39 protein-coding genes and 1 rRNA gene (1 of these 40 running past the window's edge) are annotated in these 25,293 nt (G+C 46.3%); 38 read left to right on the top strand and 2 right to left on the bottom strand.

The features are described from left to right. Nucleotides 1–28: 28 nt before the first annotated feature. From rplB to ACH33_RS17475, 35 genes are all read left to right on the top strand, one after another. Nucleotides 29–859 (top strand): 50S ribosomal protein L2, encoded by an 831-nt coding sequence (gene rplB / locus ACH33_RS17645; protein ID WP_057900145.1) that lies wholly within the window; start codon nucleotides 29–31, stop codon nucleotides 857–859. Between the two features lie 60 nt (nucleotides 860–919). Then, the gene (rpsS, locus tag ACH33_RS17640) at nucleotides 920–1,198 is read left to right on the top strand and encodes a 30S ribosomal protein S19 (protein WP_057900144.1); all 279 of its coding nucleotides are present in this window, start codon (nucleotides 920–922) and stop codon (nucleotides 1,196–1,198) included. 37 nt (nucleotides 1,199–1,235) lie between these two features. Continuing rightward, complete coding sequence (rplV, locus tag ACH33_RS17635) at nucleotides 1,236–1,571, top strand: 50S ribosomal protein L22 (protein WP_057900143.1); 336 nt, start codon at nucleotides 1,236–1,238, stop codon at nucleotides 1,569–1,571. Between the two features lie 16 nt (nucleotides 1,572–1,587). Then, nucleotides 1,588–2,250, top strand: coding sequence for a 30S ribosomal protein S3 (rpsC, locus tag ACH33_RS17630; RefSeq protein WP_057900142.1), 663 nt, complete (start codon nucleotides 1,588–1,590; stop codon nucleotides 2,248–2,250). A gap of 2 nt (nucleotides 2,251–2,252) precedes the next feature. Then, nucleotides 2,253–2,687, top strand: a complete 435-nt coding sequence (gene rplP / locus ACH33_RS17625) for a 50S ribosomal protein L16 (RefSeq protein ID WP_057900141.1) — start codon at nucleotides 2,253–2,255, stop codon at nucleotides 2,685–2,687. Further along, nucleotides 2,677–2,874, top strand: coding sequence for a 50S ribosomal protein L29 (rpmC, locus tag ACH33_RS17620; RefSeq protein ID WP_057900140.1), 198 nt, complete (start codon nucleotides 2,677–2,679; stop codon nucleotides 2,872–2,874). Before rplP ends, rpmC begins: the two co-directional genes overlap by 11 nt. Before the next feature lie 20 nt (nucleotides 2,875–2,894). Next, nucleotides 2,895–3,161, top strand: coding sequence for a 30S ribosomal protein S17 (gene rpsQ, locus ACH33_RS17615; RefSeq protein ID WP_057900139.1), 267 nt, complete (start codon nucleotides 2,895–2,897; stop codon nucleotides 3,159–3,161). 42 nt (nucleotides 3,162–3,203) lie between these two features. Beyond that, a complete protein-coding gene (rplN, locus tag ACH33_RS17610; RefSeq protein ID WP_057900138.1) occupies nucleotides 3,204–3,572 on the top strand; it encodes a 50S ribosomal protein L14 in 369 nt (122 codons plus the stop codon). 61 nt (nucleotides 3,573–3,633) lie between these two features. Beyond that, on the top strand, nucleotides 3,634–3,942 hold the full coding sequence (gene rplX, locus ACH33_RS17605) for a 50S ribosomal protein L24 (RefSeq protein ID WP_057900455.1): 309 nt from the start codon (nucleotides 3,634–3,636) through the stop codon (nucleotides 3,940–3,942). Between the two features lie 29 nt (nucleotides 3,943–3,971). Next, on the top strand, nucleotides 3,972–4,514 hold the full coding sequence (gene rplE, locus ACH33_RS17600) for a 50S ribosomal protein L5 (protein ID WP_057900137.1): 543 nt from the start codon (nucleotides 3,972–3,974) through the stop codon (nucleotides 4,512–4,514). A 33-nt stretch (nucleotides 4,515–4,547) separates the two neighbouring features. Next, the gene (locus tag ACH33_RS17595; RefSeq protein WP_057900136.1) at nucleotides 4,548–4,733 is read left to right on the top strand and encodes a type Z 30S ribosomal protein S14; all 186 of its coding nucleotides are present in this window, start codon (nucleotides 4,548–4,550) and stop codon (nucleotides 4,731–4,733) included. Nucleotides 4,734–4,762: 29 nt separating this feature from the next. Continuing rightward, nucleotides 4,763–5,161 carry a 30S ribosomal protein S8 gene (gene rpsH, locus ACH33_RS17590; protein WP_057900135.1) on the top strand — a complete coding sequence of 133 codons (399 nt, stop codon included), beginning with the start codon at nucleotides 4,763–4,765 and terminating at the stop codon, nucleotides 5,159–5,161. 30 nt (nucleotides 5,162–5,191) lie between these two features. After that, nucleotides 5,192–5,731 (top strand): 50S ribosomal protein L6, encoded by a 540-nt coding sequence (rplF, locus tag ACH33_RS17585; RefSeq protein WP_057900134.1) that lies wholly within the window; start codon nucleotides 5,192–5,194, stop codon nucleotides 5,729–5,731. 36 nt (nucleotides 5,732–5,767) lie between these two features. Further along, entirely contained in the window at nucleotides 5,768–6,136 is a 369-nt protein-coding gene (rplR, locus tag ACH33_RS17580; protein WP_057900133.1) for a 50S ribosomal protein L18, read from the top strand. A 34-nt stretch (nucleotides 6,137–6,170) separates the two neighbouring features. Next, nucleotides 6,171–6,668: a 30S ribosomal protein S5 gene (rpsE, locus tag ACH33_RS17575; RefSeq protein WP_057900132.1), complete on the top strand. Its 498-nt coding sequence runs from the start codon at nucleotides 6,171–6,173 to the stop codon at nucleotides 6,666–6,668. Between the two features lie 13 nt (nucleotides 6,669–6,681). Continuing rightward, nucleotides 6,682–6,867 carry a 50S ribosomal protein L30 gene (rpmD, locus tag ACH33_RS17570; protein WP_057900131.1) on the top strand — a complete coding sequence of 62 codons (186 nt, stop codon included), beginning with the start codon at nucleotides 6,682–6,684 and terminating at the stop codon, nucleotides 6,865–6,867. Nucleotides 6,868–6,899: 32 nt separating this feature from the next. After that, nucleotides 6,900–7,340: a 50S ribosomal protein L15 gene (gene rplO / locus ACH33_RS17565; RefSeq protein ID WP_057900130.1), complete on the top strand. Its 441-nt coding sequence runs from the start codon at nucleotides 6,900–6,902 to the stop codon at nucleotides 7,338–7,340. Beyond that, on the top strand, nucleotides 7,340–8,647 hold the full coding sequence (gene secY / locus ACH33_RS17560) for a preprotein translocase subunit SecY (RefSeq protein WP_057900129.1): 1,308 nt from the start codon (nucleotides 7,340–7,342) through the stop codon (nucleotides 8,645–8,647). Before rplO ends, secY begins: the two co-directional genes overlap by 1 nt. Before the next feature lie 59 nt (nucleotides 8,648–8,706). Then, nucleotides 8,707–9,360, top strand: a complete 654-nt coding sequence (locus tag ACH33_RS17555) for an adenylate kinase (protein ID WP_057900128.1) — start codon at nucleotides 8,707–8,709, stop codon at nucleotides 9,358–9,360. Continuing rightward, nucleotides 9,357–10,103 (top strand): type I methionyl aminopeptidase, encoded by a 747-nt coding sequence (gene map / locus ACH33_RS17550; protein WP_057900127.1) that lies wholly within the window; start codon nucleotides 9,357–9,359, stop codon nucleotides 10,101–10,103. Before ACH33_RS17555 ends, map begins: the two co-directional genes overlap by 4 nt. Nucleotides 10,104–10,234: 131 nt before the next feature. Further along, entirely contained in the window at nucleotides 10,235–10,453 is a 219-nt protein-coding gene (gene infA / locus ACH33_RS17545; protein ID WP_003322635.1) for a translation initiation factor IF-1, read from the top strand. Nucleotides 10,454–10,536: 83 nt separating this feature from the next. Continuing rightward, nucleotides 10,537–10,650 carry a 50S ribosomal protein L36 gene (gene rpmJ, locus ACH33_RS17540; protein ID WP_057900126.1) on the top strand — a complete coding sequence of 38 codons (114 nt, stop codon included), beginning with the start codon at nucleotides 10,537–10,539 and terminating at the stop codon, nucleotides 10,648–10,650. Nucleotides 10,651–10,672: 22 nt separating this feature from the next. Then, on the top strand, nucleotides 10,673–11,041 hold the full coding sequence (gene rpsM / locus ACH33_RS17535) for a 30S ribosomal protein S13 (RefSeq protein WP_057900125.1): 369 nt from the start codon (nucleotides 10,673–10,675) through the stop codon (nucleotides 11,039–11,041). Nucleotides 11,042–11,056: 15 nt separating this feature from the next. Next, nucleotides 11,057–11,455, top strand: coding sequence for a 30S ribosomal protein S11 (gene rpsK / locus ACH33_RS17530; RefSeq protein WP_082706214.1), 399 nt, complete (start codon nucleotides 11,057–11,059; stop codon nucleotides 11,453–11,455). Nucleotides 11,456–11,638: 183 nt separating this feature from the next. Further along, nucleotides 11,639–12,583 (top strand): DNA-directed RNA polymerase subunit alpha, encoded by a 945-nt coding sequence (locus tag ACH33_RS17525; RefSeq protein WP_057900123.1) that lies wholly within the window; start codon nucleotides 11,639–11,641, stop codon nucleotides 12,581–12,583. Nucleotides 12,584–12,619: 36 nt separating this feature from the next. After that, nucleotides 12,620–12,985: a 50S ribosomal protein L17 gene (rplQ, locus tag ACH33_RS17520; protein WP_057900122.1), complete on the top strand. Its 366-nt coding sequence runs from the start codon at nucleotides 12,620–12,622 to the stop codon at nucleotides 12,983–12,985. Nucleotides 12,986–13,168: 183 nt separating this feature from the next. Further along, nucleotides 13,169–14,011: an energy-coupling factor transporter ATPase gene (locus tag ACH33_RS17515; RefSeq protein WP_327876328.1), complete on the top strand. Its 843-nt coding sequence runs from the start codon at nucleotides 13,169–13,171 to the stop codon at nucleotides 14,009–14,011. After that, on the top strand, nucleotides 13,996–14,889 hold the full coding sequence (locus ACH33_RS17510; protein ID WP_057900121.1) for an energy-coupling factor transporter ATPase: 894 nt from the start codon (nucleotides 13,996–13,998) through the stop codon (nucleotides 14,887–14,889). The genes ACH33_RS17515 and ACH33_RS17510 overlap by 16 nt, the downstream gene beginning before the upstream one ends. Then, the gene (locus ACH33_RS17505) at nucleotides 14,886–15,689 is read left to right on the top strand and encodes an energy-coupling factor transporter transmembrane component T family protein (protein WP_057900120.1); all 804 of its coding nucleotides are present in this window, start codon (nucleotides 14,886–14,888) and stop codon (nucleotides 15,687–15,689) included. Before ACH33_RS17510 ends, ACH33_RS17505 begins: the two co-directional genes overlap by 4 nt. A 43-nt stretch (nucleotides 15,690–15,732) precedes the next feature. Continuing rightward, on the top strand, nucleotides 15,733–16,539 hold the full coding sequence (gene truA, locus ACH33_RS17500) for a tRNA pseudouridine(38-40) synthase TruA (protein WP_236781924.1): 807 nt from the start codon (nucleotides 15,733–15,735) through the stop codon (nucleotides 16,537–16,539). A gap of 142 nt (nucleotides 16,540–16,681) precedes the next feature. Beyond that, entirely contained in the window at nucleotides 16,682–17,119 is a 438-nt protein-coding gene (gene rplM / locus ACH33_RS17495; protein WP_057900118.1) for a 50S ribosomal protein L13, read from the top strand. 18 nt (nucleotides 17,120–17,137) lie between these two features. After that, nucleotides 17,138–17,530 (top strand): 30S ribosomal protein S9, encoded by a 393-nt coding sequence (gene rpsI, locus ACH33_RS17490; RefSeq protein ID WP_057900117.1) that lies wholly within the window; start codon nucleotides 17,138–17,140, stop codon nucleotides 17,528–17,530. A gap of 173 nt (nucleotides 17,531–17,703) precedes the next feature. Next, nucleotides 17,704–18,147, top strand: coding sequence for a DUF2521 family protein (locus tag ACH33_RS17485; protein ID WP_057900116.1), 444 nt, complete (start codon nucleotides 17,704–17,706; stop codon nucleotides 18,145–18,147). A 240-nt stretch (nucleotides 18,148–18,387) separates the two neighbouring features. Further along, nucleotides 18,388–19,068 (top strand): N-acetylmuramoyl-L-alanine amidase CwlD, encoded by a 681-nt coding sequence (cwlD, locus tag ACH33_RS17480; protein WP_057900453.1) that lies wholly within the window; start codon nucleotides 18,388–18,390, stop codon nucleotides 19,066–19,068. 68 nt (nucleotides 19,069–19,136) lie between these two features. Beyond that, nucleotides 19,137–20,264, top strand: a complete 1,128-nt coding sequence (locus ACH33_RS17475; protein ID WP_057900115.1) for an Mrp/NBP35 family ATP-binding protein — start codon at nucleotides 19,137–19,139, stop codon at nucleotides 20,262–20,264. A gap of 358 nt (nucleotides 20,265–20,622) precedes the next feature. Here the strand turns inward: ACH33_RS17475 and gerD are convergent, their stop codons facing one another. Further along, a complete protein-coding gene (gerD, locus tag ACH33_RS17470) occupies nucleotides 20,623–21,252 on the bottom strand; it encodes a spore germination lipoprotein GerD (RefSeq protein ID WP_057900114.1) in 630 nt (209 codons plus the stop codon). Between gerD and ACH33_RS17465 the strand changes: the two genes are divergently transcribed. Further along, nucleotides 21,236–22,054, top strand: coding sequence for a KinB-signaling pathway activation protein (locus tag ACH33_RS17465; protein WP_236781923.1), 819 nt, complete (start codon nucleotides 21,236–21,238; stop codon nucleotides 22,052–22,054). The two genes, gerD and ACH33_RS17465, sit on opposite strands and share 17 nt — an antisense overlap. A gap of 19 nt (nucleotides 22,055–22,073) precedes the next feature. Here ACH33_RS17465 and pdaB read toward each other — a convergent pair whose 3' ends face one another. Further along, complete coding sequence (gene pdaB / locus ACH33_RS17460; protein ID WP_057900113.1) at nucleotides 22,074–22,832, bottom strand: polysaccharide deacetylase family sporulation protein PdaB; 759 nt, start codon at nucleotides 22,830–22,832, stop codon at nucleotides 22,074–22,076. 151 nt (nucleotides 22,833–22,983) lie between these two features. On the opposite strand from pdaB, the gene ACH33_RS17455 reads away from it, so the two are divergent. Next, complete coding sequence (locus ACH33_RS17455; protein ID WP_057900112.1) at nucleotides 22,984–23,649, top strand: stage II sporulation protein M; 666 nt, start codon at nucleotides 22,984–22,986, stop codon at nucleotides 23,647–23,649. 437 nt (nucleotides 23,650–24,086) lie between these two features. Further along, a 16S ribosomal RNA gene (locus tag ACH33_RS17450) occupies nucleotides 24,087–25,293 on the top strand; it runs 334 nt beyond the window's last position.

Genomic DNA, 25,293 nt, shown 5'->3' with positions numbered 1-25,293 from the left:
AGCGACGTAAGCGAAGGAGGGAAAATAAATGGCAATCAAAAAGTATAAACCGACTTCTCCTGGTCGCCGTCAAATGACTGTGTCTACTTTTGAAGAGATTACAACTTCCAAACCGGAAAAATCTCTACTTGCGCCGAAACATAAAAAAGCCGGTCGCAACAACCAAGGTAAAATCACAGTTCGTCATCATGGTGGCGGTCATAAGCAGAAGTATCGTATTATTGACTTCAAACGCAATAAAGATGGTATTCCGGGCCGCGTTGCTACAATCGAGTACGACCCGAACCGTTCTGCAAATATCGCGCTGATCAACTACGCTGATGGTGAAAAGCGTTATATCCTGGCACCGCATGGTTTGCAAGTAGGCATGATCATCGAATCTGGTCCGGATGCTGATATCAAAATCGGTAACGCGTTGCCTTTGGAAAAAATCCCGGTAGGTACGGTTATCCACAATATTGAATTGAAAGCAGGCAAGGGCGGTCAGCTTGTTCGTTCTGCTGGTGCTGAAGCGCAGTTGCTGGGCCGTGACGGTGATTATGCAATCGTGCGCCTGACTTCCGGTGAAACCCGCATGATTCGCAAAGAATGCCGTGCGACAATTGGTCAGGTTGGTAACCTTGATCATGAGCTTATCAATATCGGTAAAGCTGGCCGTTCCCGCTGGTTAGGCAAGCGCCCAACGGTTCGCGGTTCTGTAATGAACCCGGTTGACCATCCGCACGGTGGTGGTGAAGGTCGTGCTCCGATCGGCCGTAGCGGTCCGCTTACTCCTTGGGGCAAACCGACTCTTGGTGCGAAAACTCGTAAGAAAAACAAGCACTCTAATAAATATATTATTCGTAGCCGTAAAAAATAATGCTGTTTGCAAGGTGCGGTCGCAGGTCACCGCACTTCTATCACGAAGGGAGGTTCGTTCATGGGACGCAGCTTAAAAAAGGGACCTTTTGTTGATGATCATCTTATGAAAAAGGTCATTGAGCAAAATGAAAAAGGCGAGAAGAAAGTAATCAAAACTTGGTCTCGTCGCTCCACAATCTTCCCGGAATTCGTTGGTCATACATTTGCAGTGTACGATGGACGTAAACATGTGCCTGTATATGTAACCGAGGATATGGTCGGACATAAGCTTGGAGAATTTGCTCCAACACGTACCTTCAAAGGTCACGTAGATACTGACAAAAAGACAAAGCGGTAATAACTTATAGGTTGAAGGAAGAGAGGAGGTTACTCACATGGAAGCGAAAGCGGTAGCTCGTTATGTTCGCATTGCTCCTCGTAAAATGCGTCTGGTAGTTGACTTAATTCGCGGTAAAGAAGTAGGTGAAGCGATTGCTATCTTGAAGCATACGCCGAAAGCTGCTTCTCCGGTTATCGAAAAAGTGTTAATGTCAGCTGTTGCCAATGCGGAGCACAACCTGAACATGGACTCTAACAATCTGGTTATTAGCAAAATTTTCGTAGACGAAGGCCCGACACTGAAACGTTTCCGTCCTCGTGCAATGGGTCGTGCGAGCCGGATTAACAAGCGCACAAGTCACGTAACGGTCATTCTGTCTGAAAAGAAGTAATAAGGAGGGATAGCGAGTGGGTCAAAAAGTTAGCCCGGTAGGACTTCGGGTTGGCATTATCCGTGACTGGGAGTCTAAATGGTTCGCGGAGAAAGATTATGCTGATCTGTTACATGAAGACCTGAAGGTCCGTCAATATATTAAAGACCAGTTGAAAGACGCTTCTGTTTCTACAATTGAAATTGAGCGTGCTGCCAACCGTTTGAATGTTACTATCCACACTGCGAAGCCAGGTATGGTTATTGGGAAAGGCGGAAGTGAAGTAGAAAAGCTTCGCAAAGCTTTGTCTAACCTGACTGGCAAGAAAGTTCATATCAACATCAACGAAATCAAAAATCCTGATATGGATGCAACGCTTGTTGCACAAAGCATTGCACGTCAGTTGGAAAACCGTATTTCTTTCCGTCGTGCGCAAAAACAAGCGCTGCAACGCACAATGCGCGCAGGTGCTCAAGGAATCAAAACGATGGTAAGCGGCCGTTTGGGCGGCGCAGACATCGCTCGTTCCGAAGGATACAGCGAAGGTACGGTTCCGCTGCACACACTGCGTGCTGACATCGACTATGGTACTGCTGAAGCTGATACTACGTACGGAAAAATCGGCGTAAAAGTATGGATTTATCGTGGAGAAGTTCTTCCTCAAGCGAAGAAGAGAACTGAAGAGGAAGGAGGCCAATAATTATGTTAATTCCTAAGCGCGTAAAACACCGCAAACAGCACCGTCCGAACCTGAGAGGGCAAGCAAAAGGCGGTACAACTGTTACTTTCGGTGAATACGGTCTGCAAGCTTTGGAAGCTTCTTGGGTTACAAACCGTCAGATCGAGGCCGCTCGTCGTGCGATGACTCGTTATATTAAACGTGGCGGTAAAGTATGGATTAAAATCTTCCCAGATAAGCCGATCACGGCGAAGCCGTTGGAAGTACGGATGGGTTCTGGTAAAGGTTCTGTAGAACACTGGGTAGCGGTTGTAAAACCAGGAAAAGTAATGTTTGAGCTGGCTGGTGTGTCCGAAGAGGTAGCTCGTGAAGCAATGCGTCTGGCCATGCACAAACTTCCGATTAAATGCAAGTTTGTAAAACGGGAAGAAACGGGTGGTGACGCAAATGAAAGCTAATGAAATTCGTAATTTGACCACTGCCGAAATTGAACAAAAGTTAACTTCCCTGAAGGAAGAACTTTTCAACCTCCGTTTTCAATTAGCGACTGGTCAGCTGGATAACACTGCACGTATTCGTCAGGTACGCAAAGACATCGCGAGAGCAAAAACTATCCTTCGCGAACGTGAATTAGGCATTAGCTAATAAGAGAGGAGGTCGCAAACATGGCAGAAACACGCAATGGGCGTAAAGTTGTTCTTGGAAAAGTTGTTTCCGACAAGATGGATAAAACGATCGTGGTTCTTGTCGAAACATACAAAAAGCATCCGCTTTACGGAAAGCGCGTGAAATACTCCAAGAAATTCAAAGCTCATGATGAGCAAAATACTGCAAAAATCGGCGATCTAGTAAAAATCATGGAAACCCGTCCGCTGTCTAAAGACAAGCGTTGGAGACTGGTTGAAGTGGTTGAGAAAGCCGTTATTATCTAATCATTTGGACGTTTCAGTAACATCTGAAGGGAGGGACTCTCCGTGATTCAAACTCAAACTCGTTTACGTGTAGCCGATAACTCCGGAGCGAAAGAATTAATGTGCATTAAAGTTCTGGGCGGTTCTGGTCGTAAGTTCGCTAACATTGGTGATGTGATCGTTTGCTCAGTAAAACAAGCAACACCAGGTGGCGTTGTTAAGAAAGGCGATGTAGTAAAAGCCGTAATCGTGCGTTCTAAGAGCGGCGTTCGCCGTAACGACGGTTCTTACATCCGTTTTGATGAGAACGCGGCAGTTATCGTGCGTGAAGATAAGAGCCCGCGTGGAACACGTATCTTCGGACCAGTTGCCCGCGAACTTCGTGACAAAGACTTCATGAAAATCGTTTCACTGGCTCCTGAAGTACTGTAAAACCTGAACGAGGCATGCTAAGTAAACATAAGGAGGTGCCGTCATGTCCGGGAAAGTAAAAATGCACGTAAAAACCGGTGATAACGTAATGGTTATTAGCGGTAAAGATAAAGGCAAAAAAGGACGTATTCTTGCAGCTTACCCGAAAACGGGCCGTGTGCTTGTAGAGGGCGTAAACATGGTGAAAAAGCACACGCGTGCAAATGCTAGCAATCCTCAGGGCGGTATCGTTACACAGGAAGCTCCGATTCATGCTTCCAACGTAATGATTATTGACCCGAAAACTGGCGAGCCGACTCGTATCGGTCATAAAATTGTAGACGGAAAGAAAGTACGCGTTGCAAAAAAATCTGGCGAAGTATTGGATTAAGTAGTCAGGTCGGAAAGGAGGTCTTTTAAATGGCTGCTAGATTATTAGAAGCTTACAAGGAAAAAATCACACCGGCCCTGATGCAGAAGTTCGGATATAAGTCTGTCATGCAGGTGCCGAAAGTTGAAAAAGTTGTTATCAACATGGGTCTGGGTGAAGCTGTTTCCAACCCGAAAATTCTGGACGGAGCGGTTCGCGACCTCGAGACGATCGCGGGTCAAAAACCGGTTATCACTCGTGCAAAAAAATCCATCGCAGGCTTCCGCCTTCGCGAAGGTATGCCGATCGGATGCAAAGTGACATTGCGCGGTGAGCGTATGTATCACTTCTTGGATAAATTGTTCAACATTGCTCTTCCCCGCGTGCGTGATTTTCGAGGCATTTCCACAAAAGCGTTCGATGGACGCGGAAACTACACACTCGGTTTAAAAGAGCAATTGATTTTCCCTGAGATCGAGTACGATAAAGTGGATGCAATCCGCGGAATGGATATCGTAATCGTAACGACAGCGAAAACGGACGAAGAAAGCCGCGAACTGTTGACACAATTGGGCGCTCCTTTCGCCAAGTAGTTTCGGATTTTTATACGATAAGGAGGAAAGCACGTGGCTAAAAAATCAATGATCGCGAAGCAAAAGCGCAAGCCGAAGTTTAAAGTACGTGCCTACACACGTTGCGAACGCTGCGGTCGTCCGCATTCCGTGTATCGTAAATTTAAACTGTGCCGGATTTGTATTCGCGAATTAGCATACCAAGGCCAATTGCCTGGAGTGAAGAAAGCAAGCTGGTAATCCCTTAAGATGGGAAGGAGGTTAAACATATGGTAATGACAGATCCAATTGCAGATATGCTTACTCGCATTCGCAATGCCAATATGGTGCGTCACGAGAAGTTAGAAGTGCCTGCTTCCAAAATTAAGCTGGCAATCGCTAACCTTCTGAAAGAAGAAGGATTTATCCGTGATGTTGAATATGTAGAAGATAACAAACAAGGCATTCTTCGTATTTTCCTGAAATACGGCGCGAATAACGAACGTGTAATTAATGGTCTGAAGCGCATCAGCAAGCCTGGCTTGCGTGTATACGCGAAGAAAGGCGAGATTCCGCGCGTTCTAGGAGGACTTGGAATCGCGATTCTTTCTACTTCTAAAGGCGTTATGACTGATAAACAAGCTCGTCAACAGCAAGTGGGCGGCGAAGTATTAGCATACATTTGGTAATACATTCGATAGCGAATGGAGGTGTAACGAATGTCCCGTATTGGTAAAAAACCGGTCGCTATTCCTGCGGGGGTAGATGTGAAACTTGATGGTACGACATTGACTGTTAAAGGCCCAAAGGGTACGCTGACCCGTACGCTTCATGATGATATCACAGTAAAGGTAGAAGGCAACGAAATTATCGTTGAGCGTCCTTCTGATAATAAAATGCACCGCGCACTGCATGGTACGACTCGTAGCGTTATCGCCAACATGGTGGAAGGTGTAACGAACGGATTTTCTAAAACACTGGAACTGGTTGGTGTAGGTTACCGTGCTTCCAAGAGCGGCAAAAACCTGACATTGAATGTTGGATACTCTCATCCAGTGGAAATCACTCCGGAAGAAGGCATTGAATTCGAAGTGCCGGCGCAAACGCAAATCATCGTAAAAGGTATCGATAAAGAGCGCGTAGGCCAGGTTGCTGCCGAAATTCGTGCCGTGCGCAAACCTGAACCTTACAAAGGCAAAGGTATTCGTTATCAGGGTGAACACGTACGTCGTAAAGAAGGTAAGACTGGTAAGAAGTAATCGCTAAGGCGTATGTAAGAAAGGAGTGAAATTGACGTGATTTCGAAACAAGACAAAAATAAAGCACGGAAGAAAAGACATCTGCGTGTGCGTAAGAAAGTTTCTGGTACGGCACAAGCTCCTCGCTTGAATGTATACCGTTCTTCCAAGCACATGTATGCTCAATTGATTGACGACGTAGCAGGCGTAACGTTGGCTTCCGCTTCTACGCTTGATCCTGAGCTGAAAGATAAAATTACTCATGGCGGCAACCAGGAAGCCGCTGCAAAAGTCGGCGAACTGATTGCAAAGCGCGGTCTTGAAAAAGGTATCAAAGAAGTTGTATTTGACCGTGGCGGATATTTGTATCATGGGCGTGTAAAAACTCTTGCAGACGCTGCGCGCGAAGCCGGCCTGCAATTCTAATTGAACGAAAATCCTTACACAAGGAGGGAACTTCATGCGTATTGACGCTTCTAACCTGGAGCTGGAAGAGAAAGTTGTCGCCATTAACCGCGTTGCGAAAGTTGTAAAAGGCGGACGTCGTTTCAGCTTCAGCGCTTTAGTAGTCGTTGGCGATAAGAACGGACATGTAGGCGCTGGAATGGGTAAAGCTCAAGAGGTGCCGGACGCGATCCGCAAAGCCATCGAAGATGCAAAGAAAAATTTGATCAAAGTTCCGCTTGTAGGAACTACACTTCCTCATGAAGTAAATGGACGTTTTGGCGCAGGCCGCGTATTCATGAAGCCTGCTGCGGAAGGTACTGGAGTTATCGCCGGCGGTCCGGTTCGTGCGGTACTCGAACTTGCCGGTGTAGGTGACGTATTGAGCAAATCTTTGGGTTCTAACAACCCGATTAACATGGTACATGCAACATTGGAAGGTTTAAGCCGTCTGAAAACTGTTGAGCAGGTTGCAAAGCTCCGCGGAAAAACTCCGGAAGAGCTTTTAGGTTAGGAGGGACTTAAACATGGCAAAACTGCAAATTACCCTCAAAAGAAGTCTGATTGGTCGTACGCAAAATCAAAAAGCTACGGTTGCGGCTCTTGGACTTCGTAAAATCCACCAAACAGTAATCAAACCGGATAACGCAGCGATGCGCGGCATGGTGGAAAAAGTAAAGCACATGGTTGAAGTTAAGGAAATCGCTGAGTAATAAAAAATTTGACACAAGGAGGAGGTGCGACAATGAAATTACATGAGATCAAACCTGCTGAAGGTTCCCGTCACACTCGTAAGCGTGTAGGTCGTGGTATCGGTTCTGGCAACGGAAAAACAGCTGGTCGCGGACATAAGGGACAAAACGCTCGTTCGGGCGGCGGCGTACGTCCTGGCTTCGAGGGTGGTCAAAATCCGCTGTATCGTCGTCTGCCAAAACGCGGTTTCACAAATCCGAACCGCAAAGTGTACGCTGTAATTAACCTCGAAAAACTGAACAAGTTTGAAGAAGGTACAGTTGTAACACCGGAACTGCTTCTCGAAACAGGGATTATCAAACATACACGCGATGGCGTTAAGATTTTAGGGGATGGAGAACTTAACGTTAAGCTGACGGTTCAAGCTCAGAAATTTTCTCAATCTGCGGTTGAGAAAATTGAGGCTCTCGGCGGAAAAGCCGAGGTGATCTAATGTTCTCCATGATCACCAACATTTTTAAGATTGCCGACTTGCGTCGAAAGGTGATGTTTACCCTTTTGATGCTTGTCGTCTTTCGGATTGGCAGCTTTGTTCCAGTGCCGAACATTAATGTTTCGGTACTAGAACAGCTGTCAAATCAAAGCAGCGTCTTCGGATTCTTTAACACATTCACGGGTGGTGCCTTACAGAACTTCTCCATTTTTGCGATGGGGATTATGCCGTATATTACCGCCTCGATTATCATGCAGCTGTTGTCGATGGATGTTGTTCCGACATTCACTCAGTGGTCAAAAGAAGGAGATATCGGGCGGCGCAAGATTGCCCAGGTTACCCGCTATTTGACGATCATTCTCGGATTGATTCAAGCGGTTGGGCTTTCTATCGGATTTAACCGGATGATACCGGGCCTCGTGATAGACCCTTCTTTTACGACATATGCGCTAATTGCGCTCGTACTGACTGCCGGTACAGCCTTTCTTATGTGGCTAGGTGAACAAATCACCGAGAAGGGCATCGGAAACGGCATTTCCATTATTATTTTTGCGGGTATCGTAGCTGGAATTCCGAACGGTGTAAAACAAATCTATGCCTCAGAGTTTATTGGCGCTGAGGATCAAATGTTTTTAAATGTTGTTAAAGTGTTATTAATTCTGCTGGCTGTTATTCTCGTTATCGTGGGAATAGTTTTCATCCAGCAGGGAGCGCGCAAAGTTCCCGTGCAGTATGCAAAACGCGTAGTCGGCAGAAAAATGTACGGTGGTCAATCCACCCACATCCCGTTAAAAGTAAACAGTGCTGGAGTAATTCCTGTAATCTTTGCTCTGTCATTGATTATCTTTCCGCCTACGATTGCTCAATTCTGGCCAGGGCATCCTGTTTCCAACTGGGTGATTCAAACGTTTAACATCCAGACGTTTAGCTCGCAGAATTGGATCGGCATGGTGCTGTATGTACTGCTGATCATCGGGTTCACGTATTTCTACGTGTTTGTGCAGGTTAATCCAACGCAGATGGCTGACAACATGAAAAAGAACGGCGGATACATCCCAGGCATACGTCCAGGAAATGAGACAGCCCAATATATTACGAGAACGCTAAACCGAATTACTTTGGCAGGAGCAATCTTTTTGGCAGCCGTATCCATTCTGCCCATCTTCTTTACGAAGCTGAGCGGGTTGCCGGCTTCGGTTCAGATCGGCGGCACAGCGCTGTTGATTGTTATCGGGGTCGCGCTGGATACGATGAAGCAAATTGAAAGCCAGCTTGTGAAACGCCATTACAAAGGGTTTATTAAGTAAAAGTAATATAGGTGACGAAGTATTTGGCTGTGAATTCACTGACGTATGGAGGGGTAAAGATGAATATTATCTTAATGGGATTACCTGGTGCGGGAAAAGGAACACAAGGCGAAAAAATTGTTGCCGAGTTTGGCATCCCGCATATTTCCACCGGCGACATGTTTCGTGCAGCCATCAAAGAAGAAACCGAGATGGGGAAACAAGCAAAGTCTTATATGGATCAGGGGCTCTTGGTACCGGATGAAGTTGTCATCGGTATTGTTAAAGAACGTTTAGGTAAACCTGATTGTGAGACAGGGTTTATGTTGGACGGCTTTCCGCGTACGATGGCACAGGCGGAAGCTTTGGACAGGACGCTTGAAGAAATGGAACGTACAATCGATCATGTCATCAATATTGATGTGGATCGCAGCATTTTGTTGGAACGACTGACCGGTCGCCGAATCTGCAAAAATTGCGGTGCTACGTATCATGTAATATTCAACCCTCCTTCCCGGGAAGGAATTTGTGATAAATGCGGCGGAGAATTGTATCAGCGGGACGACGACAATGCGGCGACTGTCGCGACTCGCCTCGATGTAAACATCGAACAATCCGCTCCGATCTTGAGCTATTACAAAGCAAAAGGATTGCTTCGTAACATTAACGGGCAACAAGATATAGACAAGGTGTTTGAGGATATTGCAAACGTGTTGAGAGGTCAGGCTCAATGATTATATGCAAATCCAAAACAGAGATCGACATCATGAGGGAGGCGGGACGCATCGTCGCCCTCACACACAAAGAACTGAAAAAAGCTATTCGTCCTGGTATCACTACTGGTGATCTGGATGAGATTGCTGAAGCGTTCATTCGCAAACATGGAGCGAAACCTTCTTTCAAAGGCTATGGAGGCTTTGCAGGCAGTATTTGTACTTCAGTGAACGAAGAACTTGTTCATGGCATCCCGGGCAAGCGCAAACTGAAGGAAGGAGATATCATCAGTTTGGATATTGGCGCCGAAGTGGACGGCTATCATGGTGATTCTGCTTGGACCTATGCGGTAGGCAAGATTTCTCCGGAGAACCAGCGCTTGTTGGACGTTACCGAGAAATCTCTTTATGAAGGATTAGCACAAGCGAAGCCGGATGCGCGCCTGACAGATATCTCTCATGCCATTCAAGTTTACGTGGAGGCAGCCGGATATTCCATTGTCCGTGAATACGTGGGGCATGGCATCGGACGGAGTTTGCATGAAGATCCGCAAATTCCTAACTTTGGACCTCCGGGCCGCGGACCAAGGCTGAAGCCGGGAATGGTACTTGCGATTGAGCCGATGGTAAATGCGGGCAAACGTTATGTGCGCACCCTTGCTGATAATTGGACAGTTGTTACCGTGGACGGTTCAATGTGCGCTCACTTTGAGCATACAATTGCGATTACTGAAGATGGTTATGAAATCTTAACGAAAGAATAAAACTGGAATTGCCATTTCCCTTCGAGATAGACAATGTGATATGATTGCCGATGGGGATATTGTAGGTTTAATCGGCTTGCGTTAAGAGGGCTAAGCAAAAGCAGCCATGCTGAAGAAAGGAGAGTGGCTTTATGGCGAAAGAAGATGTAATTGAAGTAGAAGGTACCGTGATTGAGCCTCTGCCAAACGCTATGTTTCGCGTAGAGCTAGAGAACGGGCATAAAGTGCTCGCTCACGTATCCGGTAAAATCCGCATGCATTTCATTCGTATATTGCCGGGTGACAAAGTTACCGTCGAATTATCGCCGTATGATTTAACCCGTGGACGGATCACATATCGTTACAAATAGAGCAGGAAACGACAGGAGTTAGAGGTTTATCTAACCTCCAACCTCTAATAGTTCCACTCTAGAAATGATGGGAGGTTATCCGAATGAAAGTAAGACCATCTGTAAAGCCGATTTGCGAGAAATGCAAAATTATTCGCCGTAAAGGCAAAGTCATGGTAATTTGTGAAAATCCGAAGCATAAGCAAAGACAAGGTTAATTTATAAGGAGGTGCACGATACATGGCACGTATTGCTGGGGTTGACTTACCTCGTGATAAACGCGTTGTTATTGCGTTAACTTACATCTTTGGCATTGGCCGTTCTACTGCTAGCAAAATTTTGAGCGAAACCGGTATCGATGAAAATACTCGCGTTCGTGATCTGACTGAAGATGAAGCAACAAAGCTTCGTGACTATATTGACAAGAATATCAAAGTTGAAGGGGATCTTCGTCGTGAGGTTTCTCTCAACATCAAGCGTTTGATTGAAATTGGCTGCTATCGTGGTGTTCGTCATCGTCGTGGCTTGCCGGTTCGTGGTCAACGTACGAAAACCAATGCACGTACTCGCAAAGGTCCGCGCCGTACCGTTGCGAACAAGAAGAAGTAAAGGGGGTAAATGAAGTTGGCAAAAAGAAAAGTAGCTGCGACTCGCACTCGTCGTCGCGATCGCAAAAACGTTGAAGCTGGTGTCGCGCATATTCGTTCTACATTCAACAACACGATCGTTACTATTACTGACCCGCATGGAAATGCAATTTCTTGGGCAAGTGCGGGTGGCCTTGGTTTCAAAGGTTCTCGTAAAAGCACTCCGTTCGCGGCGCAAATGGCTGCTGAGCAGGCTGCTAAAGCTGCGATGGAACACGGTATGAAAACTGTTGAAGTTATGGTTAAAGGACCAGGTTCCGGACGTGAAGCTGCAATTCGTTCCCTGCAGGCTACAGGACTTGAAGTCAGCATGATTAAAGACGTTACACCTATTCCTCACAATGGTTGCCGTCCACCAAAACGTCGCCGTGTATAATTTGGCAGCAAGTCGCATAAACTAGCAGTTTAAAAAGTTATACACCTGTGCATACTATCTTAATATGGAACGAACAGGTCTGTGCTTTGGTTGCGATTTACTGGTAACCGCCAAAGGGGAATTCCGGTCGTGGACCTTATGACCCGTCCGGAATTTTCGACGTTTTGAAGGAGGGTTTGTTTGATGATCGAAATCGAAAAGCCAAAGATCGAAGTGGTAGAAGTAAGCGAAGACTCTACCTATGGCAAGTTTGTGGTAGAGCCTCTTGAACGAGGATACGGCACAACGCTTGGAAACTCCTTACGTCGTATTTTGCTGTCTTCCCTGCCGGGTGCCGCCATTATCAGTGTTGAAATCGATGGGGTTCTCCACGAGTTCTCCACGATCGAAGGCGTCGTAGAAGACACTACCCAGATCATCTTGAATTTAAAAACACTTTCTTTGAAAATTCATTCGGATGAAGAGAAAGTGCTTGAAATTGATGCGGAAGGCGCCGGTGTCGTAACAGCTGCCGACATTCGCGCAGACAGCGATGTAGAAATTTTGAATCCGGACCTGGTTATTGCAACGATGGAAGAGGGGGCTCGTCTCCACATTCGTATGGTTGCCAACCGCGGACGCGGCTATGTGCCTGCCGATCAGAACAAACGCCCGGATATGCCAATTGGCGTGATTCCAATTGATTCAATCTACACACCAATTACCCGTGTGAACTATCAAGTGGAAAACACACGTGTAGGCCAAGTGACTAACTATGATAAGCTCACGCTTGAAGTATGGACGGATGGCAGTATCCGCCCGGAGGAAGCGGTAAGTTTAGGCGCAAAGATCATGACGGAACATCTGAATCTGTTTGTAGGGCTAACTGATGAGGCGAAAGAAGCCGAAATCATGGTGGAAAAAGAAGAAGATAAGAAAGAAAAAGTACTTGAGATGACAATCGAGGAACTTGATCTTTCTGTCCGTTCCTACAACTGCTTGAAGCGTGCAGGTATCAATACTGTGCAAGAGCTGACGCAGAAAACAGAAGAAGATATGATGAAAGTCCGCAATCTTGGCCGCAAATCTCTGGAAGAAGTTCAAGAAAAGCTCGAAGAACTCGGACTTGGACTTCGCAAAGATGATTAAGATTGACCAACTGTTCGTTTTAAGGAGGGAAAAAATATGGCATATGCTAAATTAGGCCGTAATAGCGCCGCTCGTAAAGCTTTATTCCGCGATCTGGTAACGGACCTGATTATCAACGAGCGCATCGAAACAACGGAAAGCAAAGCGAAAGAAGTACGTTCTATCGCTGAAAAAATGATCACATTAGCTAAACGCGGTGACCTGCACGCTCGTCGTCAAGTAGCCGCTTTTGTGCGTAAAGAAACAGCTAACAATGAAACCAACCAGGATGCAATTCAAAAGTTGTTTGATACGATTGCACCTCGCTTTTCTGAGCGTCAAGGTGGTTACACTCGCATCTTGAAAATTGGTCCTCGCCGCGGCGACGGCGCACCAATGGTATACCTTGAGTTAGTTGAATAGTTAGCACTGGCGCAAGAAAGGGTGAGGATGAAATCACCCTTTTTTTGCATAGGAAAAACAATGTCTATTCTTTTCTTTACAGAAGTTTTTTATACCTATTCCCTTGTTTCGAAGAAAGCCCGCTAACAAAACATTTGTTTTTATTTCTTTTTTTCTTAAGTAAGGGGAACGGAAGAAAGCGGTGTGGTGGATTTGACTGAAACAATCATACGCCTCAACCATGTTTCTTTTGCGTATGAAGGCGCTGAAGAGAAGGCAGTGAAGGGCGTTTCGTGTGAAGTGAGGAAAGGGGAGTTCCTTTCGATTATCGGTCATAACGGTTCCGGTAAATCCACGCTGGCAAAATTGCTGAATGGTCTGCTTTTGCCAACTGAAGGGAGCGTGGAAGTTGCCGGTGTTGTTACATCGGATGAAGAGCAGATTTGGCAAGTGCGTCAAACGGTAGGCATGGTTTTTCAAAATCCGGACAATCAATTTGTGGCGCCGACAGTAGAGGATGACATCGCCTTTGGCATGGAGAACATCGGCATCCCTCCTTCAGAGATGGAAGCGCGTATCATAGATGTGCTGCAAAAAGTGAATATGTCGGAATTTCGGACGGCTGAGCCAAATCGACTTTCTGGAGGACAGAAACAGCGTGTGGCTATCGCCGGCGCTCTGGCCGTCCGTCCGGCTGTGCTTGTGCTGGACGAAGCGACAGCGATGCTTGATCCCCGGGGACGAAAAGAAGTCTTGGAAGTTGTGCGGCGGATGAACCTTGAACAAGGTATGACGGTCATCCAGATTACTCATTACCTTGAAGAGACGCTGGAAAGCGACCGTATTCTTGTGATGGACGGAGGCGCTCTTGTAGGCGAAGGAACACCGGAAACAATCTATCAAAAAGTGGATTGGCTGCGCAAGCTTGGCCTTGACGTGCCGTTTGCCTGCGATTTGCAGTACCGGTTACGAAAGAAAGGCTTTCGTTTTCCTGTGCTGAATATAACCGGTGAAGGAGTGCTCGATAGCTTATGGATATCCGATTAGAAAACGTGAGTTATACGTATTCGCCGGGCACCCCGTTTGCTTATCAGGCGCTTAGAGACGTGTCGCTTTATATTCCGCATGGTCGTTATGTCGCCATTATTGGCCATACAGGCTCGGGCAAGTCTACGTTCATTCAGTTGTTGAACGGCTTACTGCAGCCTACGGAAGGTACGATGCAGATCGGCGAATTTACATTGCCTGCCAAGAAGAAAAAAGGTCTTGAGAAGCTACGACAGCAGGTAGGGCTAGCGTTTCAATATCCGGAATATCAGCTGTTTGAGGAAACGGTACGCAAAGATGTTGCGTTCGGTCTTGTCAATATGGGCGTCCCGCCTGAGATGATTGTAGCGCGTGTGGATGCTGCTTTGCGCCTTGTGGGCCTTGATCCGGAGAAGTATGGAGAGAAATCTCCTTTCGCCTTGAGCGGGGGCCAGATGAGACGAGCAGCACTTGCCGGCGTGCTTGTTATGAATCCAAAAGTACTGATACTGGATGAACCGACCGCAGGATTGGATCCTGCCGGGCATCGTGCGATTCTGGAGATGATTGCCCGTGTTCATCGTGAAGAGAAACGGACGACGATTCTCGTTACGCATAGCATGGAGGACGCTGCGCTATATGCTGATTATCTTTATGTGATGAATCAAGGACGCGTATGGATGGAAGGAACACCACAGCAGGTGTTCCAGGAGCCGGAGAAGATTCAGCAAGCGGGCCTGGATTTACCGGAAATTACTCGTTTTATCGTGCAGTTTAACGAGCGCGTGCGTACGGCTGGGAGCTCGGTGCCGCCTCTTCCGCTTGATATTTTCGATTCAGAACAGCTGGCTGACGAGCTGGCCCGTCGCTTTTCGCGTAGAGGAGGGAAGCGACGATGAGTTTTTTGAATTCCATTCCGATTGGCCAGTTTGTGCCGCGTCAGTCGTTTCTTCACCAGTGCGACCCACGCAGCAAACTTTTATTCGTACTTTTTTTTATCATTTTTATTTTTATGGCGAACACGCTGGCCGCTTTCTTGTTTGTGGCAGCGGTCACGCTTCTGGGAATCGCGGTTTCGCGCATTCCGGTTATCTACGTTCTGCGTGGATTAAAGCCCGCTCTCTGGATTATCGTATTAACGGTGATTTTACAAGTTTTCACGAATAAGGAAGGCGCACTTTTATTTTCATGGAAGTTCATTGAAATTCACGAAAAAGGGCTGCAGGACGCGGCCTTTGTGTCAGCACGCATTATTCTGCTGATGCTATCGGCTTCTTTATTAACACTGACAACTTCTCCGATTCAGCTAACGGATGGGCTGGAGAGTTTGTTTTCCCCTTTCCGGAAATTTGGTTTTCCAGCACATGAGCTGGCACTGATGATGTCGATTTCGCTACGCTTTATTCCGACACTGCTTGAGGAGACGGATAAAATCGCCAAAGCGCAAATGTCACGCGGGGCTTCTTTTTCCAGCGGTTCGATTATAAAACGGATTAACGGCATCCTTCCTTTAATTGTTCCGTTGTTCGTACAATCGTTTCGTCGGGCGGAAGAGCTGGCGTTTGCGATGGAAGCGAGAGGATACCGCGGTGGAGAAGGACGGACAAAGTACCGGCAGTTGCGCTTCGGCAAGCGGGATGCGATGCTTCTTCTCATTACAATAGGGATAGCGGTCACTGTCTGGCTGCTGCGGGCGTAAGCGGCGGCTTTGGCATTGACTGGTTTTGTCCGGCAATGAAAGGATGAATACAACACAGATGGAAGAGCGTAAGATTAAGCTTACGTTTGGCTATCAGGGAACGGCTTATTATGGCTTTCAGCGGCAGAACAACGGTCCCAGCATACAGGCCGAAATTGAAAAAGTGCTGAAACATATTCTCCGACATGAGACAAAAATCGTGGCATCCGGGCGCACGGATTCGGGTGTTCATGCGAGGGAACAGGTCGCCCATTTTGTTACGACTAGCCGTATACCTGCAGATAGGCTGGTGCCAGCGATGAATACGTTTTTGCCGGACGATATTGTTGTACTGCATGCTGTAGATGTGCCAATGGATTTTCATGCTCGGTATGATGTCACGGAGAAAACCTATAAATACCGGATTCTTAATCAAGATACTCCTGATCCTTTTATTCGCGACTGGGCTTATCATGTAAAAGCGCCGCTTGATATTGAGAAGATGCGTGCGGCCGCCGCTTATTTTTTGGGAACGCATGACTTTACCTCGTTTTGTTCGATGCGCACGCAGGTGGAAGACAAGGTGCGGACGATATATGAAGTAACGATCGAGGTTACGCAGCGTGACAAATTCGTGCCCGGGCAGGGGCTTGACATTTGGCTTACGTTTCGTGGCAACGGATTTTTGTATAACATGGTTCGTATGATGACAGGAGCGCTTGTAGAAGTCGGCAAGGGCCGCTGGGAAGTCGATTACGTGAAATGGATGCTTGAAGCGAAGAATGGTACGATCGCTAAGGCCAACGTCCCCCCGCAGGGCCTGTATTTATGGAAAGTAGAGTATAGGAAGTCAACGCCACCTGGTGTATAATTTTTTCTTGACTTTAATACCAAAATTGTAGTAATATCAAATTCGGTATTTTAAAACCCACTAACGCCCCGAAAATGTGTTGGTTTTTAAAATATAAAGGTTAACGGAACTTTTTGAAATGCAAGTTACAGGAGGGAAAACAATGCGCACCACATACATGGCCAAGCCACTCGAAGTAGAGCGTAAATGGTATGTTGTTGATGCTGAAGGACAGACGCTCGGACGTCTGGCCAGCGAAGTAGCGGCTATTCTTCGCGGAAAATTCAAACCTGAATTCACACCGCACGTTGACACTGGCGATTTCGTTATCGTTATCAATGCTGATAAAATCAAACTGACTGGTAAGAAAATGACGGATAAGCTGTATTATCGTCACTCCGGTTATCCGGGCGGCTTGAAAATCACTACGGCTGGCCAAATGTTGGCTACCAAGCCTGAGCGCATGATCGAGCTTGCTGTTAAAGGCATGCTGCCGAAGAACCGCCTTGGTCGTCGATTGGTTACAAAACTGCATGTATATGCTGGTTCTGAGCATCCACATCAAGCGCAAAAACCAGAAAAATGGGAACTGCGCGGATAGTAAAAGGAGGGTAATTTCGTGGCACAAGTTCAATACTACGGAACAGGTCGTCGCAAGCATTCCGTTGCACGCGTTCGCTTAGTACCTGGCGATGGTCAAATCATCATCAACAAGCGTCCAATGGATGAATATTTTGGTCTTGAAACTTTGAAACTTATCGTAAAGCAACCGCTCGTTCTTACTGAAACGGAAGGCAAGTACGATGTGCTTGTAAATGTGAATGGCGGCGGTACAACCGGTCAAGCGGGTGCGATCCGCCATGGCATCTCCCGCGCGTTGCTGCAAGCTGACCCGGATCTTCGTGGCGCTTTGAAAGCAGCTGGATTCTTGACTCGCGATCCACGGATGAAAGAACGTAAGAAATACGGTCTTAAAGCTGCTCGTCGCGCACCTCAATTCTCCAAACGCTAATTTGGACGATATTTATATTCAGAAAAAGCCCAATCCTTTTGGATTGGGCTTTTTGTTACACGTTTTGCTGACTGCTTTCGTTTAAGATAATCAGATTTTTAAACAAGGTATGAAACAATAAACGAAAAGGCCATCCTAAGAGTAACATTCATACGATAAAACAGGGTGATCGCATGGACAGCAATATAGTATCGTTTGAAGAACGTGCTAGGATACGGAACGAAAATATGCGTAAGAAAATTAAGGATGGCATCGACATCCAAGAGGTGCGCCGCTACTACTATAACACTGTCGAAGTTTCCATTCGTCATCTCCCTTTGCTGCAACGCTACCTTGTCGAAGAATATCTGGCCGAAATTATTTACGAATTCTTTTTCCAAGGCGTTGCAGCTAGTAAGTTATATAAAGCGGGGCGTACGGCGGAAGAAATTGAACGCAGCTACTCCCAGCAACATCTTCTGAGTATTTACACATTAGCTAATGATTTTAACCTTATGAGTCGCCTTGGCGAATGGGACTTTTATTCAGTATCCATTATAGCGGAAGATTTGGCGGCAAAGTGGTTTCGCCACGGCCTTGTCTATGGAAAAAAACAGCGAAAACTTAAATTGCTTTGAAGCGATTTAGAGCGGGCTTATGACAAAAGCTCGCTTTTTTATTTGAACGAAACCAGGGGATATATGTTCCGCGAATAAACAGGAAGGTTGTACATATGTTTTATATATAAGAGCTAGAGATGTACTTTGCTCTATTAAACAATGTCAATCGATCAAGTCAAATGTATATAGTAATTAGAATAGGGGGGGGAGTATACTTTGCGAAAAAAAAGAAACGTAATACTGTGGTTAGGAGCACTGATGTTCCTTATAACACTTTTGACATATAATATGCCGATGGATGATGAGTCATGGTCCGTTTGGTCGCTGCCGCTTTCCGGAAAAATTATTGTCGTGGATGCTGGGCATGGCGGACTAGACGGCGGAGCCAAAAGCAAAGGTGGAATAATTGAGAAAGACATCACTTTGCCTATTAGTATGTATTTACGCGATTTTCTACAGGAGGCGGGCGCTTTGGTTATTATGACACGCGAAACGGATACAGATTTGGCCGCTCCTGGCACAAAAGGGTTGAGTAAACGTAAAACCGAAGATTTACTGCGGCGCGTCCGGTTAATTAAAGATAATCAGGCTGATTTGCTGATAAGCATTCATCTGAATGCCATTCCATCTCCGCGCTGGTCAGGGGCACAAACATTCTATTCGCCTGCGTTAAAGCAATCCGGCCAGATGGCTCATCTTATTCAGGATGAAATTAAACGTGTCATAAGCAATACAGACAGAGTGGCAAAAAAAACAGATGATATTTTCATCCTTCGCACAGCGGAATGTCCATCCGTACTGGTGGAAGTCGGGTTTCTATCCAACGAGCAAGAGGCTAAACTTATGGCGACTTCCCGTTATCAAAAACAAATGGCCAATGCGATTTACCAGGGGATTTTACGTTATTATTCAGGGGAAACTGTTGAAGAAATGCAATAAGCTTTGTAGGAAAAAATAACAGAGTGGTATAATGAAAAAAGTACGCCATTTTGAGAGGTGAAAGACAAGTGATTACAGAAGAGAAAGTGTTAGAGGCGCTGAAAGGGGTTCAAGATCCGGAGATCCACCGCAGTGTAGTGGAACTGGGCATGGTACGTAATATCAAGATTGATGACGATAGAGTAGAATTGGATGTTATTCTTACCATTCAGGGCTGTCCGTTAAAGGTGAAGATTCAGGAAGATGTGGAAAATGCGATTAAAGCGCTTGGTGCGAAAGAAGTTGTTGTTCACTTTGGAGCGATGACAGATGAGGAAAGAGCGCGTGTCGCTGCGATAATTCGTGGCGGTAGTGCAGATGGTTCGCCTTCCGCGCCAAACAATGGCGCGGTACAGGGACACGGCGCGGGCTTAAGCCAAATCTCCCCTCTTCTTGCACCGGATTCGAAAACGCAATTTATTGCAGTAGCAAGCGGAAAAGGCGGCGTCGGAAAATCCACGGTAACAGTTAACCTAGCGGTTGCGTTGGCACGTATGGGCAAGAAAGTCGGTGTCATTGATGCGGATATTTACGGTTTTAGCGTACCGGACATGATGGGCATTACGCAACGGCCGGTTGTAATTGACAGTATGGTTATGCCCGTGCAACGTTTCGGCGTAAAAGTGATCTCCATGGGATTCTTCGTAGAGGACAATTCGCCGATTATTTGGCGCGGGCCGATGCTGGGAAAAATGTTGCGTAACTTCTTTAGTGAAATTCATTGGGGTGAACTAGATTACATGATTCTCGATCTGCCGCCAGGAACGGGTGATGTAGCGCTTGATGTGCACCAGATGATTCCACAGAGCAAGGAAATTATCGTAACGACTCCGCATCCCACAGCGGCGTTCGTAGCAGCGCGTGCCGGTGCGATGGCCCTCCGCACAAACCACGAAATTCTTGGGGTAGTAGAAAACATGTCTTACTATATAAACAAGAACGGCGAAAAAGACCCGATCTTCGGAAGCGGCGGAGGTCAGAAGCTCGCGGAGGAGCTGAAGACAGAATTGCTGGCGCAAATTCCGCTAGGACAGCCGGAGCCGATGCGCGACGAAGATCGTTACGCACCTTCTGTATATCAAGAACATGAAGAAATCGGCAAAATCTATGCGGAACTAGCGCGGAAAGTTGATGAGAAAGCTGGTATTTCCGTATAAGCAAAATACGGCGAAAACGGAAGATGAGGAACTCCTCACTTCCGTTTTTTTTCGTATTAAGAAAGTATATGTTGCTTTATAGTGATAAAGCAATATACACTTTCTTTCCATAAGTAAATGAAGAAAAACTCGTGAGGTGTGTGCCAAACGTTTTCTTTTTCCATGTGGCATGTGGAGCGTGTGGCACGGAGGGAGAGAAAGACTGGCAAATGTCTCCCTCCTCGAGGGCTCCAGATGTTTTGTCAGTCCGGCCGACGTACCACAAGGTGGCCGGTTTTCTTCTATGTGGAAAAAGGACCAGGCATAAGCCAGCGAGTTTTTCTTGTACAAGCGGTTTTAGCTTTGGAAGGAAGGAGAATTACTTTTTACCTCCACCGCCCTCTTGTTTTCCTCCGCCTTCTTTTCCTTTTCCTTTTTCTTTTTCTTTACCTTTGCCTTGCTCAGGCTTTATCATTTGTTCCTGAGCTTTCTGGGCAAGCTGAATCATTTCCAGACGGAACATTGGACTTTGTAGCGCATCTTTCATTACACTCATTGTCTGTTGGCGGTACGCGGGACTTTTCATTGTTTCTAGCACCAGCTTTTGATATTCAGGGTCTTTCATAATATCGAGCATCATTTTCTGGTACTCAGGTTCTTTCATGAGATCTTTTAGTAATTTTTTGTTTTGCTCCTGCATCGCTTTAGCCATAGAAACTGCAAATTTCGGGTCTTGCATCATTTCATGGGCTTGAATTTTCATCTCTTCGCCGCCCCCTTGCCCTGCTCTCTGGACGCTTTGTGTAGATGAGCGTTCGTTCATGGCTTCATGAATTGCTTTTTGCCCCTCTTTTGTTTTTAAAATGTCGACAACCATTTGCTTTGTTTCTTTATAGTCGGAAGAGGCGGATTTTTCTTTTTGTTGACCTCCGCTACAACCCGTGACCAGAACAGCAGCGAGTAGAATGGAAGAAAGCACATATTTTATGGAAATGGTAAAATGGTTCATCACTTTGCTTCCCTCATTTCTCAATTTGTATAGCTATGATTTAGCATGTCAAACGATGATGCTGTTTATCCTTATTGACCGGGCCTTGCGCGTGGTGAATTATGGAGGAAATGGAGGATGTGACGAATGGGCGAAATTACTGGTTTTTTACTGGGGCTGTTGGTACAATCAAGAAAGGGAAACGAGGAAGCATGGGGGTATGTTGGTGACATTACGAAAGTGGTCTTTTTTGTTTTATACGACGCTTCTTATGGGAGCCTTGGGAGCGGTAATTACTGGTGCTTTTATTGGCATGGAATCGCTTGGCGGCGGATTCGGGAATTTTGGGATAGGTATTTTTGGAAGATTAATTATGGGTCTTATGTTTAGTATAATTAGCCAGATGGGTTTTTTCGCCTATTTAATGTTGAATTATTTAGCGCTTAGCGTACTCAGAAGAAAAAGTCTTTGGCTGGGAGTACAGGTGCTCTTGATTCTGTTTGTATTTGTTGATTTGGTCGTTTTACGACATGATCTGTTCGCAAAAGAAGAACCGATTCTCGGATATGTATGGCTGCCGTTTAGCCTGCTCGTTTATGCGGTGGTGGTTGCTTATTTTAAAGTCAAGGCGACGAATGCTTCTGCTTGGATTCCGACCGTTTTTTTTATGTTTGTTGTTACGGTTCTTGAGTGGCTTCCGGCGCTCAAAGAAAACAATCCGAAAGCAATGATTATGATGATTGTGCCGTTGTTATTATGCAATACGTGGCAAATTATGCAGTTGCATCGTGTTCTGCAAAAAAACGAAAGCCTGGCGAAGTAACCGCCCGGCTTTTTCTCATTTATTGAACCTCGTTTGTATTTATTTTTGCGTTAGCGATAAGTTCAGAAACGGTGACAAATTCGTAACCTTTGGAGCGCAATTGTTCGATGATGGCCGGAAGGGCCAGATGGGTCTGCTTGCATGAATCGCTTGCGTGCATCAAAATAATATCACCGGGATGTGCACTGTCCACGACATTTTTAATGATTTGCTCTGTTCCAGGATTCAGCCAGTCTTTCGAATCCGTATCCCATTGGACGACTGTATACCCCATTTTGTCGGCGATTTTAAGTACGCGTTTATCGAAATCGCCATTCGGAGTACGGATAAGATTAGGTGGAGTTCCAGTTAATTCCTTTAAAATTTCGTGGGCTTTTGTGATTTCCGCTTGAATTTCTTCGTCGTTTAGGCTGCTGTAGTTAGTGTATTTATGTCCATGAGAACCGATTTCAAATCCCATGTCTTTAATGCGTTTTACGATGTCAGGGTGGCTTTTGCTCCAGGGCGAGGAAAGGAAGAACGTTGCTTTTTTCACACCTTTTTGCTCAAGAATGTCAAGAATTGGGCCTACACGTTCTTCGCCCCAGCTAATATCAAAGGTGAGAGCGAGCTTTTTTTCCCGCGTGTCCACTTTGTAAATAGCGTTCGGCCCATTTTTTCCTGACGTGAAGATTGAAATATTATCCCTTTCGGCCCAGGCGATGCCAATGGCGAATAAAGCGGCAGTAAGAATGATAAGATACTGTTTAAGACGTCTGGCGTTTACAATCCAAAACAAAAATCACACCTCCTTATTAGTTTAACCCTTGTCCATTACATATGTATGCCTGTGAGTCAAGGATATGCCTTTTTGAAAATAAGGAATACGGAAGAAAGAATCGCGGTATTATCAAGAAGAGGAAAGTACAGGAAAGGGGAGCAGATATGCAATGGTAAAAAGACTGGCAAGCATTGTCTGTGAGAATAAACGATACATATGGCTCGGTGTTGCGCTGATGTTGATAGGTGTGTTCTTCGGATATACGAATGCGGAAGAAATTAAACAATTTGCCAAGCAGATGATAGACAACATTCAACGAATTGGAAGTGATATTAGAGAAGCCAATAACCCGTTATATACATTTGGGGTTATTTTTAAAAATAATGTAATGGTCGCGTTTAGCATGGTGGGGCTTGGCATCTTTTTCTTTGGGCTGTATCCCGCCCTGGGGCTAGTGACAAACGGTATTTTGCTCGGTTTCTTGTTAAAAGTATATGCAAGCGGAGGCATAAGTCCGCTAAAGATTTTGCTCGCTGGAATTTTGCCGCATGGGATTATCGAACTGAGTGCCATCATTTTCGCAGCAGCCATCGGTATTAAGTTGGGTGTATTGACGTATGACTGGGTTGTTAGTCTGTTTGTAAGAGAGAAACGGACAACTGTGAGGAAAAAGTTCAGTGATATGCTGAGAGATCTCCCTTTGGCTGTTGGCACTATTGTAGTTATGCTATTTGTGGCAGCTGTTGTTGAGACTACCATCACTCCCCTGTTGATTCAGAGCTTCGTGGAACAGGAAATAGATATTATGAAGCAAATGCTTAAATTAAAGGGCTGAAAGGGCTTTGTTTCCCCTGAGACTCTTTATTTTTGATGTGGTATAATTCGCAGTGAAAACTGGAAACATAATTCCAAAATAAAAAATACAAATATAAAGATATAATAAATGTGTTGACAATAGTGATTATTATATGATACATTTTCAATTGTCGCTGTTAAAACAGTGATAAATCCTTGAGATAAAACAGGGTTATTTTTAAAAAAGATATTGCAATTTAGTCTAAGATTTGATAAAATGTAAAAGTCGTCAACAGAATGCGACAGAGAAAAAGAAGTCCCTTGAAAACTGAACAGTGACACTCGTTTGTGTGCGAGGTAAATATCCCATGAAAGTGAAGGTCAGCTTCAAAGTTGATTTCAGGCACTTTTATGGGGCCCGAAAAACATTCTTTACTTTATGAGCTAGCTTACGAGCTTGCGTATCAATCTTCATCTTTTTTGGAGAGTTTGATCCTGGCTCAGGACGAACGCTGGCGGCGTGCCTAATACATGCAAGTCGAGCGAACCGATGGAGTGCTTGCATTCCTGAGGTTAGCGGCGGACGGGTGAGTAACACGTAGGCAACCTGCCTGTACGACCGGGATAACTCCGGGAAACCGGAGCTAATACCGGATAGGATGCCGAACCGCATGGTTCGGCATGGAAAGGCCTTTGAGCCGCGTACAGATGGGCCTGCGGCGCATTAGCTAGTTGGTGGGGTAACGGCCTACCAAGGCGACGATGCGTAGCCGACCTGAGAGGGTGAACGGCCACACTGGGACTGAGACACGGCCCAGACTCCTACGGGAGGCAGCAGTAGGGAATCTTCCGCAATGGACGAAAGTCTGACGGAGCAACGCCGCGTGAGTGAGGAAGGTCTTCGGATCGTAAAACTCTGTTGTCAGGGAAGAACCGCCGGGATGACCTCCCGGTCTGACGGTACCTGACGAGAAAGCCCCGGCTAACTACGTGCCAGCAGCCGCGGTAATACGTAGGGGGCAAGCGTTGTCCGGAATTATTGGGCGTAAAGCGCGCGCAGGCGGCTTCTTAAGTCAGGTGTGAAAGCCCACGGCTCAACCGTGGAGAGCCATCTGAAACTGGGGAGCTTGAGTGCAGGAGAGGAGAGCGGAATTCCACGTGTAGCGGTGAAATGCGTAGAGATGTGGAGGAACACCAGTGGCGAAGGCGGCTCTCTGGCCTGTAACTGACGCTGAGGCGCGAAAGCGTGGGGAGCAAACAGGATTAGATACCCTGGTAGTCCACGCCGTAAACGATGAGTGCTAGGTGTTGGGGAGTCCACCTCCTCAGTGCCGCAGCTAACGCAATAAGCACTCCGCCTGGGGAGTACGGCCGCAAGGCTGAAACTCAAAGGAATTGACGGGGACCCGCACAAGCGGTGGAGCATGTGGTTTAATTCGAAGCAACGCGAAGAACCTTACCAGGGCTTGACATCCCGCTGACCCCTCCAGAGATGGAGGCTTCCTTCGGGACAGCGGTGACAGGTGGTGCATGGTTGTCGTCAGCTCGTGTCGTGAGATGTTGGGTTAAGTCCCGCAACGAGCGCAACCCTTGTCCTTTGTTGCCAGCATTCAGTTGGGCACTCTAAGGAGACTGCCGTCGACAAGACGGAGGAAGGTGGGGATGACGTCAAATCATCATGCCC

It is taken from the genome of Aneurinibacillus sp. XH2 (genome assembly GCF_001439585.2).
Lineage (GTDB): Bacteria > Bacillota > Bacilli > Aneurinibacillales > Aneurinibacillaceae > Aneurinibacillus > Aneurinibacillus thermoaerophilus.
The sequence above is the reverse complement of the archived record's forward strand: the minus strand, read 5'-3'. Positions and strand labels throughout refer to the sequence as shown.